This is a genomic window from Antarcticimicrobium luteum (genome assembly GCF_004358185.1).
In the GTDB taxonomy this organism is placed as follows: Bacteria; Pseudomonadota; Alphaproteobacteria; order Rhodobacterales; family Rhodobacteraceae; genus Antarcticimicrobium; species Antarcticimicrobium luteum.
Genome location: NZ_SMUV01000051.1, coordinates 45,976 through 63,345, shown reverse-complemented (window position 1 = coordinate 63,345; position 17,370 = coordinate 45,976). Strand labels below are relative to the sequence as shown.

Annotated in this window: 21 protein-coding genes; 14 read left to right on the top strand and 7 right to left on the bottom strand. The window is 59.8% G+C overall.

Annotated elements, in window-relative coordinates; genetic code table 11:
- Window positions 1-51 precede the first annotated feature (51 nt).
- From brxC to E1832_RS04840, 4 genes are read right to left on the bottom strand one after another with little or no spacing between them, the layout of a single operon-like run.
- Window positions 52-2,031, bottom strand: coding sequence for a BREX system P-loop protein BrxC (brxC, locus tag E1832_RS04855; protein WP_245513828.1), 1,980 nt, complete (start codon window positions 2,029-2,031; stop codon window positions 52-54).
- Between the two features lie 4 nt (window positions 2,032-2,035).
- The gene (locus E1832_RS04850) at window positions 2,036-2,638 is read right to left on the bottom strand and encodes a DUF1788 domain-containing protein (RefSeq protein ID WP_133358600.1); all 603 of its coding nucleotides are present in this window, start codon (window positions 2,636-2,638) and stop codon (window positions 2,036-2,038) included.
- The gene (locus E1832_RS04845; RefSeq protein ID WP_133358599.1) at window positions 2,635-3,279 is read right to left on the bottom strand and encodes a DUF1819 family protein; all 645 of its coding nucleotides are present in this window, start codon (window positions 3,277-3,279) and stop codon (window positions 2,635-2,637) included. The genes E1832_RS04850 and E1832_RS04845 overlap by 4 nt, the downstream gene beginning before the upstream one ends.
- Entirely contained in the window at window positions 3,276-4,130 is an 855-nt protein-coding gene (locus tag E1832_RS04840; protein WP_133358598.1) for a BrxR family helix-turn-helix transcriptional regulator, read from the bottom strand. Before E1832_RS04840 ends, E1832_RS04845 begins: the two co-directional genes overlap by 4 nt.
- 201 nt (window positions 4,131-4,331) lie before the next feature.
- Here E1832_RS04840 and E1832_RS04835 point away from each other — a divergent pair, with 201 nt between their 5' ends.
- The 3 genes from E1832_RS04835 (at window position 4,332) to E1832_RS04825 (ending at window position 7,126) form a co-directional block, all read left to right on the top strand.
- A complete protein-coding gene (locus E1832_RS04835) occupies window positions 4,332-5,630 on the top strand; it encodes a peptidoglycan-binding domain-containing protein (protein WP_133358597.1) in 1,299 nt (432 codons plus the stop codon).
- A 103-nt stretch (window positions 5,631-5,733) separates the two neighbouring features.
- Window positions 5,734-6,249, top strand: coding sequence for a thermonuclease family protein (locus tag E1832_RS04830; RefSeq protein WP_245513826.1), 516 nt, complete (start codon window positions 5,734-5,736; stop codon window positions 6,247-6,249).
- A 121-nt stretch (window positions 6,250-6,370) separates the two neighbouring features.
- The gene (locus tag E1832_RS04825; protein ID WP_133358596.1) at window positions 6,371-7,126 is read left to right on the top strand and encodes a hypothetical protein; all 756 of its coding nucleotides are present in this window, start codon (window positions 6,371-6,373) and stop codon (window positions 7,124-7,126) included.
- A 103-nt stretch (window positions 7,127-7,229) separates the two neighbouring features.
- Here the strand turns inward: E1832_RS04825 and E1832_RS04820 are convergent, their stop codons facing one another.
- From E1832_RS04820 to E1832_RS04810, 3 genes are all read right to left on the bottom strand, one after another.
- Window positions 7,230-7,454 carry a hypothetical protein gene (locus E1832_RS04820; protein WP_133358595.1) on the bottom strand — a complete coding sequence of 75 codons (225 nt, stop codon included), beginning with the start codon at window positions 7,452-7,454 and terminating at the stop codon, window positions 7,230-7,232.
- 166 nt (window positions 7,455-7,620) lie between these two features.
- Entirely contained in the window at window positions 7,621-7,878 is a 258-nt protein-coding gene (locus tag E1832_RS04815) for a helix-turn-helix domain-containing protein (RefSeq protein ID WP_076535506.1), read from the bottom strand.
- Window positions 7,879-8,002: 124 nt separating this feature from the next.
- Window positions 8,003-8,254 (bottom strand): hypothetical protein, encoded by a 252-nt coding sequence (locus E1832_RS04810; protein WP_133358606.1) that lies wholly within the window; start codon window positions 8,252-8,254, stop codon window positions 8,003-8,005.
- A 210-nt stretch (window positions 8,255-8,464) separates the two neighbouring features.
- Between E1832_RS04810 and E1832_RS04805 the strand changes: the two genes are divergently transcribed.
- From E1832_RS04805 to E1832_RS04760, 11 genes are all read left to right on the top strand, one after another.
- Complete coding sequence (locus E1832_RS04805) at window positions 8,465-8,833, top strand: hypothetical protein (RefSeq protein ID WP_133358594.1); 369 nt, start codon at window positions 8,465-8,467, stop codon at window positions 8,831-8,833.
- A 43-nt stretch (window positions 8,834-8,876) separates the two neighbouring features.
- Window positions 8,877-9,491, top strand: a complete 615-nt coding sequence (locus E1832_RS04800; protein ID WP_133358593.1) for a lytic transglycosylase domain-containing protein — start codon at window positions 8,877-8,879, stop codon at window positions 9,489-9,491.
- Entirely contained in the window at window positions 9,488-9,781 is a 294-nt protein-coding gene (locus E1832_RS04795; RefSeq protein ID WP_110281104.1) for a TrbC/VirB2 family type IV secretion system protein, read from the top strand. The genes E1832_RS04800 and E1832_RS04795 overlap by 4 nt, the downstream gene beginning before the upstream one ends.
- Window positions 9,774-10,052, top strand: a complete 279-nt coding sequence (locus E1832_RS04790; RefSeq protein WP_009808059.1) for a VirB3 family type IV secretion system protein — start codon at window positions 9,774-9,776, stop codon at window positions 10,050-10,052. Before E1832_RS04795 ends, E1832_RS04790 begins: the two co-directional genes overlap by 8 nt.
- Window positions 10,042-12,405, top strand: coding sequence for a VirB4 family type IV secretion/conjugal transfer ATPase (locus E1832_RS04785; protein ID WP_133358592.1), 2,364 nt, complete (start codon window positions 10,042-10,044; stop codon window positions 12,403-12,405). Before E1832_RS04790 ends, E1832_RS04785 begins: the two co-directional genes overlap by 11 nt.
- On the top strand, window positions 12,402-12,569 hold the full coding sequence (locus E1832_RS22415) for a hypothetical protein (protein ID WP_165978795.1): 168 nt from the start codon (window positions 12,402-12,404) through the stop codon (window positions 12,567-12,569). Before E1832_RS04785 ends, E1832_RS22415 begins: the two co-directional genes overlap by 4 nt.
- A gap of 55 nt (window positions 12,570-12,624) precedes the next feature.
- Window positions 12,625-13,713 (top strand): lytic transglycosylase domain-containing protein, encoded by a 1,089-nt coding sequence (locus E1832_RS04780; RefSeq protein ID WP_133358605.1) that lies wholly within the window; start codon window positions 12,625-12,627, stop codon window positions 13,711-13,713.
- Complete coding sequence (locus E1832_RS04775) at window positions 13,713-14,522, top strand: type IV secretion system protein (RefSeq protein ID WP_133358591.1); 810 nt, start codon at window positions 13,713-13,715, stop codon at window positions 14,520-14,522. The genes E1832_RS04780 and E1832_RS04775 overlap by 1 nt, the downstream gene beginning before the upstream one ends.
- A gap of 14 nt (window positions 14,523-14,536) precedes the next feature.
- Window positions 14,537-15,193, top strand: a complete 657-nt coding sequence (locus E1832_RS04770) for a VirB8 family type IV secretion system protein (RefSeq protein WP_133358590.1) — start codon at window positions 14,537-14,539, stop codon at window positions 15,191-15,193.
- A 101-nt stretch (window positions 15,194-15,294) separates the two neighbouring features.
- Window positions 15,295-15,990: a TrbG/VirB9 family P-type conjugative transfer protein gene (locus E1832_RS04765; protein WP_133358604.1), complete on the top strand. Its 696-nt coding sequence runs from the start codon at window positions 15,295-15,297 to the stop codon at window positions 15,988-15,990.
- Window positions 15,987-17,366, top strand: a complete 1,380-nt coding sequence (locus E1832_RS04760; protein WP_133358589.1) for a TraB/TrbI/VirB10 family type IV secretion system protein — start codon at window positions 15,987-15,989, stop codon at window positions 17,364-17,366. The genes E1832_RS04765 and E1832_RS04760 overlap by 4 nt, the downstream gene beginning before the upstream one ends.
- The last annotated feature ends 4 nt before the right edge of the window (window positions 17,367-17,370 follow it).

Genomic DNA, 17,370 nt, shown 5'->3' with positions numbered 1-17,370 from the left:
TGTATATCCCCAAGCCCTCCCGAAATCCGAAAGGGCAAAAGTGGACGACTTTTACGCCGCCCGCGACAACACTATGCCGTCGCTACCGTGGCCGAGTATTGCTCCGCCGTTCACAACCGCTAGTTCCTCGCGGCTCACATTCCGCATTCGCACAGCCTCGGGCGAGGCGACATCGTCGTTGAAAGGGCTAATCAGATTAATCGAGAGCTCATGCTCCCGGCCCAAGAGGTGATCGTCCAGTTTGCGGCTGAAGCTGTATTCATTGCCGGTGGTCAGATGCTTGATCTTGCGATGGCGCAAGATCGTGTCGAATGCCAGCGTCTCCATTTCCTTAGACAGCTCGGACGGGTCGACATCGAGCGCCTTGATCTCGGCCTCGACATCCTTTTCCTCGTTTGTCAGGAACTCGTAGACCTCGCCATTGCGCTGGATAAGCGTGTTTCGTTCGAGGAAGGACAGCGCCTCCTCAATCTTGCGGCGTTGTTTAATCTGATCAGTATCGAACTCAGATAGCAAAAGGACGCCGATGTTGCGCACCGTTGGCTTGAACTCCTTGACGTATTTGACAAGGAAGAGCGCTTTCAGCACCCGGACTGCGAAAGGGTCGATGTCCTGGATTTCCTTCTCAGCAATCTGGATCGACTGTTGGACGGCGGACTTCAGGGCGGTGCGGATGCCCTCGAACATAAGATCGAACGTGGCAAGGCCACCCACGGGCTGGTCTGCCATCTTCTTGGCGACCTCCTGGAACACACCCAGCATCGAGCGTTCGCCGACCGAGCTGTGTTTTCCTTCAAAGGCGTTGTGCTGCGAGAGCGATGTGATCGCCATCTGGAACAGCATATATTGATAAGGGGGGAACGGGTAGCTCGAGACAAAATGAGCGCGCCCGTCAAAATTCTTCAGCTTGATCGACCCATCCGTAAAATCAAACAAGGTCTTGAGGTTGTTCTCCTCGCGGTCGTGCAGGTTGCCGAGCCGCACCTGGCCTTCGTCGGTCTTCGACAGAAGGCGGCGCTGGATGACCTCAGCCACATCGGCAGAGTTCAGAGGCATCTTCACGCCAAAACGCGCCATGATCTTCGAGAAGTCCTGCGACTGAAACGCCTTTCCGTCCCCGATAATAGCTTCCATGTCCTGCTGTGAGGTCACGATGACCCAAGCCTGGCCTTTGCATTTCGTATTCAGGCTTTCGGCGATGGTTTGCAGATTCGTCATCAATTTGACGTTTTCAGCGATGTACTGGCCTACTTCGTCCACAAAAAAGTTTAGCCGGAACTTCGGCGCCTGCTTGTCGATCCAAGCCTTCACCTTGTTGGCAAAGTCCTCGATCGAAACTCGGGTGTCGGCGCGATACTGGCCCAGAATGTCTGCCGCATCTGCTGGGTCTCCACCTGTCACGGATGCGAAGGCGGTGGCAATGTTTTTTCGCTCGAGCGCTGCCTGTTCACGGCCGCGCTCCCAAGGCTTGCCAGCAGCAGCCCCATAGGCATCCTTAAACGCAGCCAGCTGGCCGCGATCATCGAGGTCACGCTCAAACTGCGCGATATGGGGCAGCTTGCCGTAGTAGCCGCAGGCTTCGTCAAAGACCTTCTGGAACACTGAGAGTAGCGCATCCACATCGGTCTTGGAGATAACATCCGCCTTCTGGTCGATGTTGAAAAGGATCGACTTTGAGGGCACGGAGACCGCCTTGCGCAAAGCGCCCAAAAGCATGGGCTGATCGATTAGCTTCTCCTCGAAAATGTCAAAAGCCCGCGTGCCATCGACTTCTCGGTTTTCCATGAGAAGGGCCAGCATCTTCAAGAGGTGCGACTTACCGGAACCAAAGAAGCCAGAAATCCAGACCCCATTGGCAGTGTCGTAGTTATTATAGGCATCAAGGAAGGTCTCGAGGCGTTTGCCAATTTCATCGGTGATGACATACTCGTCGAGTTCGATGCGCAGGCTTGCTTCATCGTCAGCCTTGATCACGCCATCAATCGGGCGGTCGACAGGCTTGGCGAAAATGTTTCTCAGAGCAGTGGTCATCCGGTCAGACCTCGTAGTTCAGAATGTTAAAGGCACGGTAATATTTGTCGTCATGCAGCAACCCGAAGAGATCGAGGGATCCCCCCGTCGCTGTGGAGTGAGTGTAGCTGCCGGGAAAGAACAGGACTGTTGGCTTGTCTTTGGCGGTGCTCTGGAGGTTGTTGAGCACATTGTGCGAGCGGATATACGGATAGACTTCGCCCACACCGGAGAGAAAGATTACGTCATGCGGCTGAGCGGCGATAGCCGCACCAATCTTTGGGATCAGGTGTTCATGGACGTCAAGAACGCCCTGCAAAAGCTCGCGCAGCTCTGACTTGTCCATCTCAGGCTCTGCGGCAAGGACGTCTTCGAGGATGCCGCGTTCCTCGAGAAGCCCAAGGGAGATTTCGTAGAGGCTCAGGTCGAGCGCTGTCACACCCGCATGAGCGATCCGCTCGATCAGATCGCGCCGGTCCTCGATCATTGTGCCGCCTTCTTCCGCCGGGAACGGGCAGATGAAAAATGGCACTTCGTTGCCGAGGCCTTGCTTGGTCAGGAACCGTTCGCTGGTGATGACCCGGTAGAGGTGCTCGGCGCGTTCCTTGCGTGACAACTGCGGGATCATGATGAGCCTCCCTCGATCGCAACGCCAGGGAACACCGCAAGATCGGTGGGGTGGGTCGCCTCAATTATCTGCCGCAACTGCGCCGAGAGATAAGTCGACTGGATCCGGTTATCGCCAGAGATAACGCCAGCTTCCCGCATCATGCGGAACAGGATCTGCCGGAGCTTGTTGCGGGTGCTGTCACTGATCGAGGCCAACCCCTCATTCCAATCGGCTTTGGCATCAAAGAATATGTCGAAGCTCTCGAGCGGCAGGTCCAGCTGATAGGCGAGATACCGATCACAAATGACCTCAACAGCGAACTCACGCACGAACCTGTAAGCCCGACATGTGGCGATCCACAGTAGGTGTTGTTGTTCTTGTCGACCGGGCCCACTGACGAAAAAACGGATCTCGTCTTCGGTCAGCGTCATCAGGCGGTTGACGATTTCGCGGAGGGTGCGCCGGTTTGAAGCCGCCTTCGGCAAAGTCGTCGCTCCCTCTTCGAGCGCGCGTGAAAGCGTTACTTTCCAATCTTCACCAACCACGTGCAGTTCGGCGACGATCACGCTCTCATTCAGAAACAGCCCCCCAGAGGTGAAGGACATTTTGTAGGGCTGATGGTTTGCTCCGAAGTCTGCTTTTCGTGCTGCCATGGTCATCCAACGACCTCGTCTCGATTCAACAGCACGATCTGCTGGTCCTGCGGTTTTCGAGCGGCGGGGTCTGTATCAAGCCCCAGCCTCTTAAGCGCGTAGAACAACAGCGCACGGCGGACCACGATCTGCGCGCGGCCCGCCTCCATGCCGTAATCCATCTCTATCGCGCGGCGTTGGTTGTCGGAGAGGTCCGGATGCGGCCCAATCTCGAGCAAGACGTCTGTGTGCCAAGCGCCATCGGAGCCAGGGTCCGACGTAACAGGCCCTTGGTCCCCGACCTCCACGATGCGAGAGAGCAGAAAATCCTTGAAAACCTGGTCATTCTGGCAAAACGCGCGGGCATGCCAACGGAAGCCATCAAAGGCAAGAGCATGGGGCTCGATCCAGCGCGCGTTTGGCTCAGGGCGCGACATCGACTGATAGGTCACTTGCAAGGCCGCTGGCTCACGGATCGCCGCAAGGACATCGCGCAGCGTTTCAGGCGCCACGCCTCGGGCAGGTGTCGGCGTTGTTCCAAAGCCCGGAAAGACGCTGATCCAGCTTTGCTCCGCGCTCACCAGCCCCTGATCGACGGCCCGCAGCTGTGCGAAGTACTCCTCTGCATCCGGCTTGAGATATTTGGGCTTGAATTGTTTGCCGCGCAGGTAGGTGCGCAGGCTCTTGTCATAGACGAGGTTCCGCTTAGCCTGATCGATATAGGCGTTCAGGTCCAGCGATGCCTGCTGCGTTGAAACCCCGAACGCGTCCATCAAATCCCCTCGGTTTATCCGCCCCTGCCAGAACAGGCGAAACTCGATGAACTCATATCGACGTTCGACACCCCAGTTCAGCTGCTTGCCCTTCTTGCGAGTCACTTAGTGCCCTCATCTATATGTCGCAAATCTATACGCGTCCAGTTTTTAGATTGACTCACAAATCAGACCATATGACCCTTGAGGTGACAGGAAGTCGATTCGTGACAAGCCCGTCACGTTATTAGACGTATCACAAACTTGGGGGCTCGCCCCAGCATTACCCTCCCGCACCGCTCACTGGAAGGGAAAAGGAGCTTTTGCATGACGATACTTCGTACGCTCACCGCATCCTTGTTGATCAGCACCTGCCTGACGGCAGGCGCTGTCGCACAAGAAAGCTCTCCGCTGGACGCAGAAATTACAGCGATCGACAGCCAGATTTCCGAAGTCAATGCGACGATCTCCGGCTATGATGGGGGATTGATCCGTATGCTGGCCGAGAGCCGCCGCGAGGCTCTGCTTCTGTTGCGCACGGCCGTGGAAGCACGACAGACGGCAGAAGCCGCTGGCGCGATGATCGATGTCACCGTACCGGCGGTAGTGCCAGATCCGGAGCGCGCCGAGCTGCTTCTAGGAGAAATGGCCGCACAACAGGGTCGTGTCGAGACCGCGGAGCGAGAAGCGGCCTCGGCAGGGGGATTGATTCAGGCGGTGGCCCTTAGCCGTGTGGAAACCGAAAAGCTCACGCTCGCTCAACTGCAAATGGCCTATCTGCAGGCCCGTTACGGCATCGCCTTCCCGGTGACACCGACCGTGACGAATTCAGCGCCGCCCATAACCGACCCAACTTCACCCGCTGCCATGAGCCAAGGCGAAGGGGTCGTTGAGAGCGCACTGCCTTGGGCTGACCCGGACCACCCGGACATCGACTACAGCCTCACGCCTTTCGAGCAAGCGCATAGTGAAGGGGACCGGATCTCGGGCTGGTGGGTGATCAATGAAGAGCGTGCAGCAATCGACGACAGCCCGTCGGTGGTCTCGATAAACTACTCTGCCTATGACGCACGCAGCTTCGGTGGTCCTACAGCTTTACTTGCGCAGTGCCGTGAGGGCGAAACGTCTGTGGTATTCGTCCAGGACGACTTCTTGATGAGTGCCATACGCCGGGATTCGTTCGACATCACCTACCGAATAGACAGCAATCCTGCGCAATCGACGCGCTGGAACGAGTTGACCAATAGCAAGGGTGCAGGACTCTTCGGCTCTGGCTCGGAGGGGTTCCTGCGCGGCCTTTATGATGCCGAGAGCTTTTTCATCCGTCTTACGGACGGCAATGGCAGACGGTACGATGCAGAATTTGATCTCGCCGGAATTCAGGATGCGATCGAGGCCGTGGCTGGTGCCTGCGGGTGGTCGACGCTCGATCTCTCGCCCGACGATTACCGCGCGATCCAGACTCTCCTGAACGCCGGCGGGTTTGAAGCGGGCACCCCGGACGGGGTCTGGGGTAACGGCTCGCGGAATGCGATGCGCGCATTCCAGGAGCAAAGGGGCTTGCCAGCGTCTGGCGCGCCAGATCGCGCAACCCTCGAGGCATTGGGCGTCCAGCCCGGCGAATAGCAACCTTGCCCACACAGCCCTGGCTCAAAATCCTCCTGTCTTGTTGCAGTGGCCAACCGGCGGCTTCACAGGGCTTTAGTGTTCACTGCAGGATGATCCGTTTATGTCTGGTCACCTTTTCTCAAAACAGTTTCGTATTATGCGCTGTCTACTCGGCTTCCTTCTGTTCTGGTTTGCTGCCGTCCCACAGGCACATGCCGATCGGTTGACCGGCGTTGCCAGTGTCATCGATGGCGATACTCTGGAAATCCGTGGACAGCGCATCCGGTTGCATGGGATCGATGCACCTGAAAGCCGACAAGTTTGCGCCACGGCCGAGGGTCAGCGCTGGCGCTGCGGACAACAAGCGGCACTGTCCCTCGCCGACAGGATCGGCCGTCGGCAGGTCAGCTGCACCGTGCGCGATATTGACCGCTATGGCCGCTTCATTGCGGTCTGTCATCAAGACGGTACCGATCTGAACGCCTGGCTTGTGCGTGAAGGGTGGGCCGTGGCTTATCGCCGATACAGCCGCGACTACATCCGCGATGAGACCGAAGCCAGATCCGCACGGCGCAATATATGGTCCGGACGCTTTGACATGCCGTGGGACTGGCGGCGCGCGCAACGTGGTGGATGACGACGGGCGACGCTGTCAGCTCGCGATCTTGCTGATCTCCGCAACCACAAACTGTGTCACCAATGTTGCAATAGTATATTTTCGTATGTATGCTGGGTGAAGATCGTCAAGGGTCATTGCCATGCGTTTCGAATTCAAAAACCTCCCTCTGGTGGCCTTTTTAGCTCTCGCCTTGACCGGCCCAACAGTTCCGACACAAGCACGCGCCCAAACCTATCAGATCGATTGTGCCATCCTGCTGTGTTTGTCCGGTGGATGGCCAGCTTCCGTGCCCTGCGCCCGCGCACGGGCCGAGTTCATCCGGCGCATAACTCCATGGCCGGTGGAGCCGCCGCTTCAGATTTGGCGCTGCCCGATGGGTGCGTCTTACGATGGACCTGCTAGATCGCGGCCCACGGAGCGGATCTTCGATGCCCTATATGGTGATTCAGGAACCCCTCCAAACTCTTCAACCCCGCTCTTTGATCAGGCCGCCACAACAAGCGGCACGCTCGGGTTCAGAGGCTCCAACGCGGCCTGGGACAACCTCGTGCGGGCTGACTACGCCCTCCAGCTTGTAGAAGACCGCGCCGATATCGATATCAGCGGGCCGGAGTTCAATTTCGTGCGCTCCATCCGCGTCTTTGACGTTCGTTACGCCCGCCAGCATGAATCCGGGCGAGATGGCGACTGCAACCGCAGCGCCGTCGTTGTCCTCGGCACCTACGGGATCCAGGGCGATTTTTCTTGGAGGGCGTCGTCACCCGCAGCGCTTCCCGCGGCACATGCCGGTCTCGAGCAATGGGGCGAGCACTGCCCGAGCATTTATCACAGATCCGTCTTCGTTGAGTGGCGTGACTATAGCGGGAATTACGGCTTTGAGCAGGTCAATTACTGACTGTTGAGGCGCAGCAACGTCGCGCAGAGCCTTGTACAAAATCAAACCTGGAATGCAGGAAAAACCACACAATCGAGGGCCATAAAGGCCATATTCTTCCATATCAGTCGTAGCGACAATTAAGCTGCGTGAGAGACGCGAAGTCGATTTCAGCTTTATCGGCATCGCTAAGATCCGGGTAAATCCTTGAGACGCGCTGTGGGCCATGCATGTCCCACCGGATTGCCAGAGCACCTGTGTTCCAGCGATATACCCAGCCGACAATGGTTTCTTCATCGGCTGCAATCAAATTGGCGATCGCGACGCCTTCGACCTCAGTTTCGTTCACTGTTTACTGACTTCCTGCAATTTGGCGTTGCGGATAGCAGCTCAGATCCAAATCGTTTGCTGCAACCGTATGCCGGGCCTCGTTAAAATCGGTTGCTGTTCGTCCTCGCGCTAGCGAATTCACACCGGGAGAAGTCACCTCCCGTGTTCTCGATTGATGAAATCGCTTAAATCCTGTGGTCGGGCTCCGTGGCGGCTTCGACGATCGCCAAGACATCGAACGGGTCAAAGCCGATGGCGCGCGCCAGAACGACCAGTTCGACGACGTCGATCCGGCGTTCGCCGCTCTCAATGCGCGCCACGAGAGATTGATGGCACTTGAGCCTGTCCGCCAAGTCGTCCTGGCCCAAGCCTGCGCTTTTGCGCGCGTCGACCAACGCCTGGCAGAGTGCCACCTGCCCTTTGCTTCTGATTGTTTTTGCCACGCGTCACATACCTTTTGTGACGTCGCTAGCGGATGAAATCTGTTATCTAAAAAGTAGATATTTGAAGGTGTTATCGGCGTCTGGTTTCCACGGGCTGCTAGTCTGATGCTCCCAAGGCTGCCCATCAATCCCCTACCAATTGCAGAAATCGGCCATAGTCCTCGCTGACTTCCCGCGCTTCTTCGAACGCGCGGGCGCGTTCGCTGTCGAGGCAACGGAAATAGCTCTGGATATCCTGGATGTAATTTTCGAAATCGCTGCGGATGATAGCCGCATAGTCCCGCGCGGCCTGCGAATCACTTGGCAGGAAAGGACGGGGTGGAGCGAAGCAGGATTCCGCCAAAACCGGCCCGGGAACGCAGATCAGAAGGGCCAGAGCTTGCAATGGGAGCAGGCATATCAACCTCGGGTTTCTCAAACCTGTTATCTCCTTGATCGCGGACACTGGCCGAGACTAGTGTTTGCGTGACCAAACTACAGCCAAAGCATGATATTACATCTTGCGGTTGATAATATACTATCGTAACTCTGGGCTTCAAGTGGGAATGCCTAGGGTTGCGCCATTGGAGAAAGCGTGAGCCGGGCCATGAACTGGGACATCGAAGCACCAAATGTGGTTACGGAAGCACGTTTCCGCGAACTCGTGGAAAGCGGCTATAGCGCAGAAATCCTGTGCCAAGAATCGGCACACAAGAAAGGCCCCAGTTATTACGGGGTCTGGATCATGCGCGTTGTCTCTGATGATGGGGTGGAAAAGCTCCTCGTCACCGCCCGTACACGGACGACCTATAACGACATCAAGATCCGCGAGTTCAAGACGATCTCCGGCGTGGTGTCTTTCTTCATTGGTCTTGGTTTTGCGCATGTCGACCTGCCGCTTGAGGCGGGGACAAGCCGTACGCACAAACTTGCGCCGTCAGAAAAAGCCCCATCAGACAAGGGCGCTGACACCTAGCCTTGTCTGTCTCTGGCTGGTCGCCGCGCCAGCCTCAGCGCAAATGGTCCTGGTCATGGAGAGCGACGGCTCTCTGACCCCATCCCGGTCTCAGAACAGTTTTGCCCGGAACTACAATGACGGCATTGGTCAGGGTTCGGCCTACGATGGGATCGCTATCTTCGGCGAGTTAGAGGCCGAGCAAGAGGGCGTCCAAGTCGCGGCCCTTGCCCGCCCGACTCCCCTGCCCCACGCAGATGTCCTCTCCGGGATTCAGACCACGGCTTTGCGCTATGCCGGCCATCCCGGCCTGCGTCGCGCGGGGCTTTCCGTGACGGATTGGCTGGCTCTCTATCGGGCCAATATCGAGGTTGAGAGCGCCTACCGGCAGGATGCGATTTCAAGTGCAGGTGCCATTGGCCTTGGCCAGCTGATGCCCGCCACTGCCCGTGATCTCGGCGTTGACCCACGCGACCCGCTGCAGAACCTCGACGGGGCCGCCCGCTACCTCGCGATGATGTTGGACACGTTCGGCGATCCACGCCTTGCCCTTGCAGCCTACAACGCCGGACCCGATGCGGTCCGCCAGTACGGCGGCATTCCCCCCTACCGAGAAACCCAGAACCACGTGGCCCGCGTCATGACTGTCGTGGCCCGATTGGAAGGATCAAATTCATGAAACAGATTTCAAACCTCTTCGTCGCCGCGCTGGCGATCTTCCTGCTCATTGCAGAACCGGCCCTGGCGCAAAGCATCGACCTCTCCCCAATCCAGAGCCTGCTGCAAGGTATCGTCGATGCGTTGACCGGCCCGCTTGGCGTCGTCATCGCCACACTCGCGGTCCTCGGCGTTTTCTTGAGCTGGTTCTTCAATATCATCGACCTGCGACAAGCGCTTTGGGTGCTTGTCGGCATCGCTGGTGTCGCCGCCGCCCCCACCATCGTTGCGGCGGTCTTTGCCGGTGGCTGAGCGCTCGCCTCTCTTTCTGGGCCTCGTACGCCCGCCCAAGCTCCTGGGCCTGCCCATCATGTATGCGATGGTCTGGCTCTTCGGCTCCGTGCTTCTCTTCGTCTGGGTCCAGCATATCGCGGTGCTGGCTGTCGCGGCCCTGCTCTACCCGGTGCTTTGGAAGGCCGCAGACTGGGATCCTCGCTTCATCGACGTGATGATGACGGCGCTGCAGGAAACCCCGCCCACGCGGAACCGCAGCATTCACGGCGGGGACAGCTATGCCCCGTGATGCTGCGCTCGATCCCCGCACGATGACACCGGAGTGGTATTCACGCGAGACCCGCCTCGCGCACATGCTGCCCTATGTGAGCTTAGTTGATGACCAGACCGTGCGGACGCGGGTCAACGAGCTTTTCCAGTGCATCCGGCTCGACGGGGTCAATAGCTACACGACCGATGACGCCTATCTCGACAAGGTGACCGCGCTCTTTGCTCGGATCATTGCGCAATTGGGGCCGGAGTTCAGCTATTACGTCCATAAAGTCTCGAAGGCGATCACGCCGGACCTCGAGCCGCTGCGCGAGGACAGTTTCGCGGGAGAAGTCGACCGGCTCTGGCGCAAGAAGCTAGAGACCAGCGGGCTGCGCGACAAGACGCTCACCCTTACGATCATCCATCGTCCGCCTCAAAAAAGCGTCCTGCCATTCCTGAACCGCAGCGCGCCTGATCGTCTCAAGGAAGCAACCGAGAAGCGCCTGCGCCGTCTGGGCGAGGCCGTGAGTGTGTTTTTGTCGGGCCTAACGGAGCTGAACCCACGCGTACTAACGGCCGAAAGTGGCGAACTCATCGGCTTTCTGGGGGCGCTCAATACCGGCCAGGAACTGCCGCTTTATCCGGCCAATACCTATGGCTTTCTGTCCTTCAACGTGGCCAACACGCGAGTGACGTTTCAGGGCGATCATTTCGAGCTTTCCGAGGGCGTCGTGGGGCACCGCTTCGGGAAAAGCTTCACCATCGGAGAATATTCCGAGGCCACCTCCTGCACCATGTTCGACATGCTGAACTTGCCGGTCGACATGATCGTCACCCATTCCTTCACGCCGATCAATTCGAACCTCATGGCGGGCCGCATCAAGCGGCAAAAGCGTCAGATGCAGGCCAGCCAAGATGCGGCGCTCTCGCTGATGGAAGCACTCGACATCGCCGCAGATGATCTCGAGGCCAAGCGCCAGAGCTTTGGCGAGCACCACATGATCGTGACGATCTTCTGCGATACAATCGATGAACTGCAGACGCTCAGCGCCGAAATTGTCAACGCCGCCGCCGCCGAAGGCGTGAAGATGATCGGCGAGCGCGTCGCGGCCAAAGCGCATTACCTCAGCCAGCATCCTGGCAACCAGCCCAAGCGCGTGCGCGCCAGTGCCATCACCAATCGCAACTTCGCGGATTTCGCGGCCTTCCACCGGACCCAACTCGGCAAACCCGCCACGAAAACCCCCTGGGGCCGGGTCATCACCTATCTGCCGACCCCCGAACAGAGCGCCTACCGGTTTTCCTATCACGAGCAAGGCTCGCCCGACAAAGAACCCACCAGTGGGCATACGCTCATCATGGGGCGGCCCGGCTCAGGCAAATCGGTGCTCTCGGCCTTCCTCATGACGCAAGCCCGTCGAGCAGGGGCGCGGATCTTCGTCTTCGACTACCGTCTCGGTATGGAGATGGCGGTCCGCGCCAATGGCGGGCGCTACGCGTCTTTGAAAGCCGGACAACCCACCGGCCTAAACCCGCTCTGGACTGAGGTCGACGCGCGCGGCACGGCCTGGCTTTCAGACTGGCTCGCCACCCTGCTCTATCGCGCAGACAAGCCGCTGACGCCGGCACAGACCAACCGCATCCAAGAAGTCGTGCGTCAGAACGCGCAGGCCTCCAATCCGGCCCTGCGGAACTGGCGGGATTTTGCATCGCTCTTTGTGTCCACCGATGATGGCGGCGATCTTCACCAGCGCCTGCTCGAATGGACGGAAGAAGGCCGCTACGGCTGGATATTCGGCCAGACATTGGAAGACACCTTCTCGCTCGAAGGCGATGTGGTGGGTTTCGATCTCACTGGCATTCTCGACAGCGAGGCCGACAAGGAACGGATGGCGGTCCTATCCTATCTCTTCCGCCGGGTCGAGCGCGAGATCGAGGATCGTCGCCCCACAATCATCGTGATCGACGAGGCCTGGAAGGCGCTCGATAACGCGTATTTCGCCGAGCGGCTGTCGAACTGGCTGGTGACCGCGCGCAAGCAGAACACCGTCGCGGTGATGATGACGCAATACGCGAGCCAGCTCGAACGCACCCGGACCGGCAAGACCATCGTCGAGGCGGTGCCGACGCAGATCTTGCTCCCGAACATCCGCGCCCATGCCGCCGACTACGCGATGCTGAACCTCTATGAGAAGGAACTCGATGTGCTTCTCAACACCGGCAGCGACAGCCGCCTTGCGCTCATCCGCGACGACCAGGGATCAATCGTCGTCGATGCCGATCTGAGCGCCCTCGGGCCCAATCTCACCATCCTCGGCGGCATGGAAAAAGGCGAGGCGATGGTCGGCGCCGATTACCGCGACCGCCCAGACTTTTGGAGGCTTTCATGATTCGTACTCTGTTCCTTCTCACCGCGCTCGGCGCTTTGGCCTCCTGCGCCCAGTACCAGGAACCGCAGGCGAACTGCTTCACATTCCTCGCGTCCACGGCACCTATCGCGCCTGATTGCACCTTTACGCCTCTAGATGCGCCGGAGGGCGACATTGAAGTCTAAACTGCCCCATATCCTCGTGCTTTGCCTGCTGCCCGGCATCGCCCTTTCCCAAGGCGTGCCGACCAATGACAGCGGGCTGACCGCGCGTGACATCGTCGAGACTGGCGATCGCGAGGCTGACTTGGCCGTTCAGGCGGACAAGCTTGCCGTGCGCGAACTCATTGCCGAGATCGAACGGGAGCAGCTGGAAACCCTGCAGCGCATCCTCGATGCCCAGACAAGCTTCGGCGGTCAGGGCCTACCAGCGATGATCTCTGGGCTAGAGGACGGCAGCGGCGATCCGGACCGCTCTGTCGAGGCGGTCTATGGCAGTGCCGAGATCGACCCCAATCCCGGCGGCGCACAGATGTTCGGAGACGCCGCCGAGAACATCGAGCAACTCATCATCCGCGTCGCCCAGGAAACCAGCGGGTTTGCCGGTGTGGGCCGCGCGGGCCTCTCCCCCGTTCAATGGCGCGCACTCCTACAGGCGCTCATCTGGCAGGAAAGCCGCTTCACCATCGGCGCGCGCTCGCCGGTCGGCGCCTTCGGCCTCACGCAGATCATGCCGGGCACAGCCAGCGATCTCGGGATCAACCCTGAATATTATGACAGCCCCTATCTGCAGGTGCATGGCGGCGCGCGGTATCTGGCGGCTCAGCTCAACACCTTTGACGGCAATATCATCAACGCCCTCGCGGCCTACAACGCCGGACCCGGTCGCGTGTTCGAATATGGGGGCGTGCCACCCTTCCGCGAGACCCAGCACTACGTTCAGGTCATCCCCGAACGCTACAATCTCTATCTGGGCCGCATCGGCGGGATCGAAGCGCTCGGTACGATCGACTCCGCGCTTCTGGCAAATGCAAACCTCTCCCTCACGGGTCATGGGGCGGCCTTTTATGGCAACAACTCACCCGCTGCGATCCGGCAGGCCGCCCTGCGCATTGCGGATATCGTCGAGCGGATTTCTGAGACGGAAGACGTGCAGGAAAGCGTCGCGCTCAACACCTATGCCCGCGCCGAACTCGTGCGTCTCGTCGCCGCGCGTATTCGTCTTCAAGCGGCGCGGACCCGCGTGCTTTCGGCCGAGGAATTGGCACAGGCCAGCGCCCGCATGGCCGAGGGCGCCTTCATGGAATTCACGATCAGGGAGATAGACTGATGAGAGATTTGCTCGTGAGAATGGCCTTGGCCACAACGCTTGGGGCTTGCCTGCATCTCGCAACCCTCTCCCCTGCCGCAGCGCAAGGCGTGCCGGTCGTCGATACCCAGAACATCGCGCAAAACATCCAGCAGCTCCGGCAGATGATCGAAGACGAGATCCTGCAGAACGAGCAGCTGACGCAGCTCCGCGAACAGCTTGCCACACTCACGGACCAACTCGCGGAGCTGCAAAGAACCTATGAAGCACTTACCCGCCTTGCCGAGCTTCCCGAGATTATCCGCACCGAGATGGAGGACGAGCTGAACGGCCTGCTCGATCAGGAATTCGGCGATATCCTCGCCACCATCGAGGCCATCAAGACGGGGGATTTCTCCGGTCTGTCCGGTTCCGGTGCGGGCGAGATCGAAACCCAGATGGACCGGGTACTGGCCGATCTCGGATTTGACGATGAGACCCTCTCGGAAATGGCCACCAGCGGAAATCCCGCGGCCAACCGCGTGGCGACGCAGGCCACAACCGGCGCGCTCGTCTCGGCCGCGGCCCAGAACAGCTACGAGGACGCGGGCCAATCGCTGGAACGCGTCGACCGGTTGGTCGGGCTGATCGATGACATGGACGAACTGAAGGAAAGTATCGACCTCAACACGCGGGTGACGGCGGAACTGGCAATTGCCCTCGTCGCCATGTGGCAGCTTGAGGCCGTGCATACCGTGGGTGACGGCACCGGCGGCGTGATTGATGCCGCCACAATCGCCGAAGAACAGCGCTTCATGGATTTCACCTTGCCGGACCTTCGGGCCGAATAATCGTGGGGGCATGAATGGTGGCGAGTGAACAAGAAATCATCGAAGAAGAGCTGGTCTATGGTGCGCTGCGCCGCGAACGGCTCTGGCAGCGCCTTGGGCTGATCGGGCTCATCTTCGGCATTCTCGGATGCCTGAGCGCGGCGACTGTCGCAATTCTCGATGTCGATCCGCCGCCTGTGGTCGTGCCCTATGATCCCGCCACCGGCTTTGCACTCCCAGAAGCCTCGGTCGGCGCCTCCTCGGTGACCGCCAACCAGGCGATCATCGAGGCGGAGGTGTTCCGCTATGTGACCGACCGGGAGGTCTATAACCAGCTCGACAACGATCTGCGCATCCGCAGCGTTCTGCGCCGGTCGGACGCGGCCGCCGAGAGCGGGCTGCGCCAGATCTGGAACAGCGCCAATGAGAACTACCCGCCGACGGTCTATGGCCCCAATGCGCGGCTCGACGTGGAGATCCTCAGCATCAACCGGATCGGAACCAACCGCGCGACGGTCCGCCTGCGCAAGCGCCTGACATCTATCAACGGCGTCCAAACCGGGCTTTTCACCGCCACCCTCCTCTTCGAGTTCCGCCCCGAGACCCGCCGCTCCATAGATGAGGTCTGGACCAACCCCTTCGGCTTCACGGTCCTCGAATATTCCATCCGCTCCGACAGATTGGAGAATTAATGCGTTTCTGGAATTCACTTCAAAGTATCTTGTCGCCAATGTCCCGAGAGCGCGCAGCGCGGCAGGGTATTGGCGACGCAACTCATTCCGGAAACGCATGTTTGTTGTTCACAAGATCGCTTGTTTTTGTCATTGCCCTGTTGCCCGGCCTTGCCTCCGCCGAAGCCATCCCGCGTGGCGGTCCCAACGATAGCCGGGTGCGCTTGGCCACCTACCAGGAGGGTCAGGTCTACCGCCTCAGCGTGTCGCTCACCCATGTGACCACGGTCGAGTTTGGAGAGGGTGAAAGCATCCGTTCGATCATCGCTGGCGACACGGAGGGCTTCGAGATTGACGGCGTGCCCGGCGGTCAGGCTTTCGCGATCAAGCCCGTCGCGCGCGGCGTCCATACCAACGTGACCGTCTATACCAACCGGCGCAGCTATTATTTCAACGTCCAGGAGACCCGCAGCCCGACCTTTTACGTGGTCCAGTTCCGTTACCCCGAGGATACCAGCCGCCCCACAGGTGCCATCGCGGCCCAAGCGCCGAACTATAATTACGGTGCCAGCGCGCGGACCGAGTTCACCCCGACCCGTGTCTGGGATGACGGGACGTTTACGTATTTCGAATTTCCGCGGAACGCGCCGGTGCCTGCGATCTTCCGCTACGCCAATGGCCGTGAGCGCACGGTCAACACGCAAGCCACCGAGGACGGCGTGATCCGGGTTTCAGGCGTGAACCGACAATGGGTGCTGCGGATCGGAGAGGAGGTGGTTTGCATCGAGGCCACACCACCTGCGGGGGTAGGCTCATGAGCGATACTGGAAACGCAGACCTCGAGAAACGCCTTGCTGCTCTAGAACAAGGCAAGGGCGCTGGTTCGCCCCCTGCCCCACGGCGCTCACCGCTGCTCGCTTTGGTCGTCGTCCTCGTGATCGGCGCGGGCGGTGCGTTGCTCTATCTCATGTCCCAACCCGAGGAAGAGGAAGCCCTTCCCACGGCCACGCCGGACGTGTTCCAGAACGAAGGCGACGGGTTCGGCGCCATCGAGACCTTGCCCCCGCCCGAGCCCGAGGTTGTGTTCGTCGCACCCGATCCGGTCGAGCCCAATGCTGAGCTTTTGGCGCAGATCACCGCGCTGCAGGATCAGATCGAGGAATTGCGCAACGCCCCCGAGCCGGTCGTCGAGGAAGACACCGCCGCCGCAGAGGCGATCGACGCGCTGACCGCTCAGATCACTGCGCTCCAAGCCGCCTCGGAAGCCGCACAGCAACGATTCCAGGACGAACTGACGGCGCGGGATCGCAGCCTTGACCAACTCCGCATGGATCTGGAACTGGCCCAACTCGAGGCCAGCCGACCCCAACCCGCCCCAGCGGGCCCCACGGAAGATGAGCTGCGCGCACGTGAGCAAGAGCGACTGCGTCGGGAGGAAGAAGCCCGGCGCATAGCCGAGCTGGAACGCCGCGCCGCAGAGGAACGGGCGTTCCAGGAACGCCGGATCGCGTCGCCCACCATCGCCTTTGGCGGTACCTCGGGCGCAAATGAGACGGCTCTGACCGAACGGACTTTTGGCGAGGTTACAGATTTCGTGCTGAACGGCGCGCTGCCCACGTCGGTGACGCAAGCTGAGGTCATTGCCAACCCGTCCAACACAATCATCCAGGGCACGATGATCCAGGCCGTCATGGAAACCGCCCTCGACAGCTCCCTGCCCGGCCAGACCCGGGCCGTTGTTTCCGAAGACGTGTTCAGTTTCGATGGCGCGCGCCTTTTGATCCCGCGAGGCTCCCGCCTGATCGGTCGCTATCGCTCTGGCGTCGATATCGCGCAGCGCCGGGTCACCATCGCCTGGGACCGGATCATCCTGCCTGACAACCAAACCATCCAGATCAGTTCCTTCGGAGGTGATGAACTTGGCCGCTCCGGCGTGACCGGCTTTGTCGACACGCGCTTTGATGAGCGCTTCGGGTCGGCAGCTTTGATTTCGCTGATCTCCGCAGCCCCAAGTGCTGCCGCCGCAAATGTTCAGGACGAGTCCGCGGCGGATGTGCTGGAAGACGTGGGCGATGATCTTGCCGATGCCACGGACAGCGTGATCGGCGACTACCTCTCCATCGGCCCGGTCATCTATGTCGACCAGGGCGCGCGCGTCACCGTGATGGTCGACCGCGATCTGGAGATATTCTGAGCCC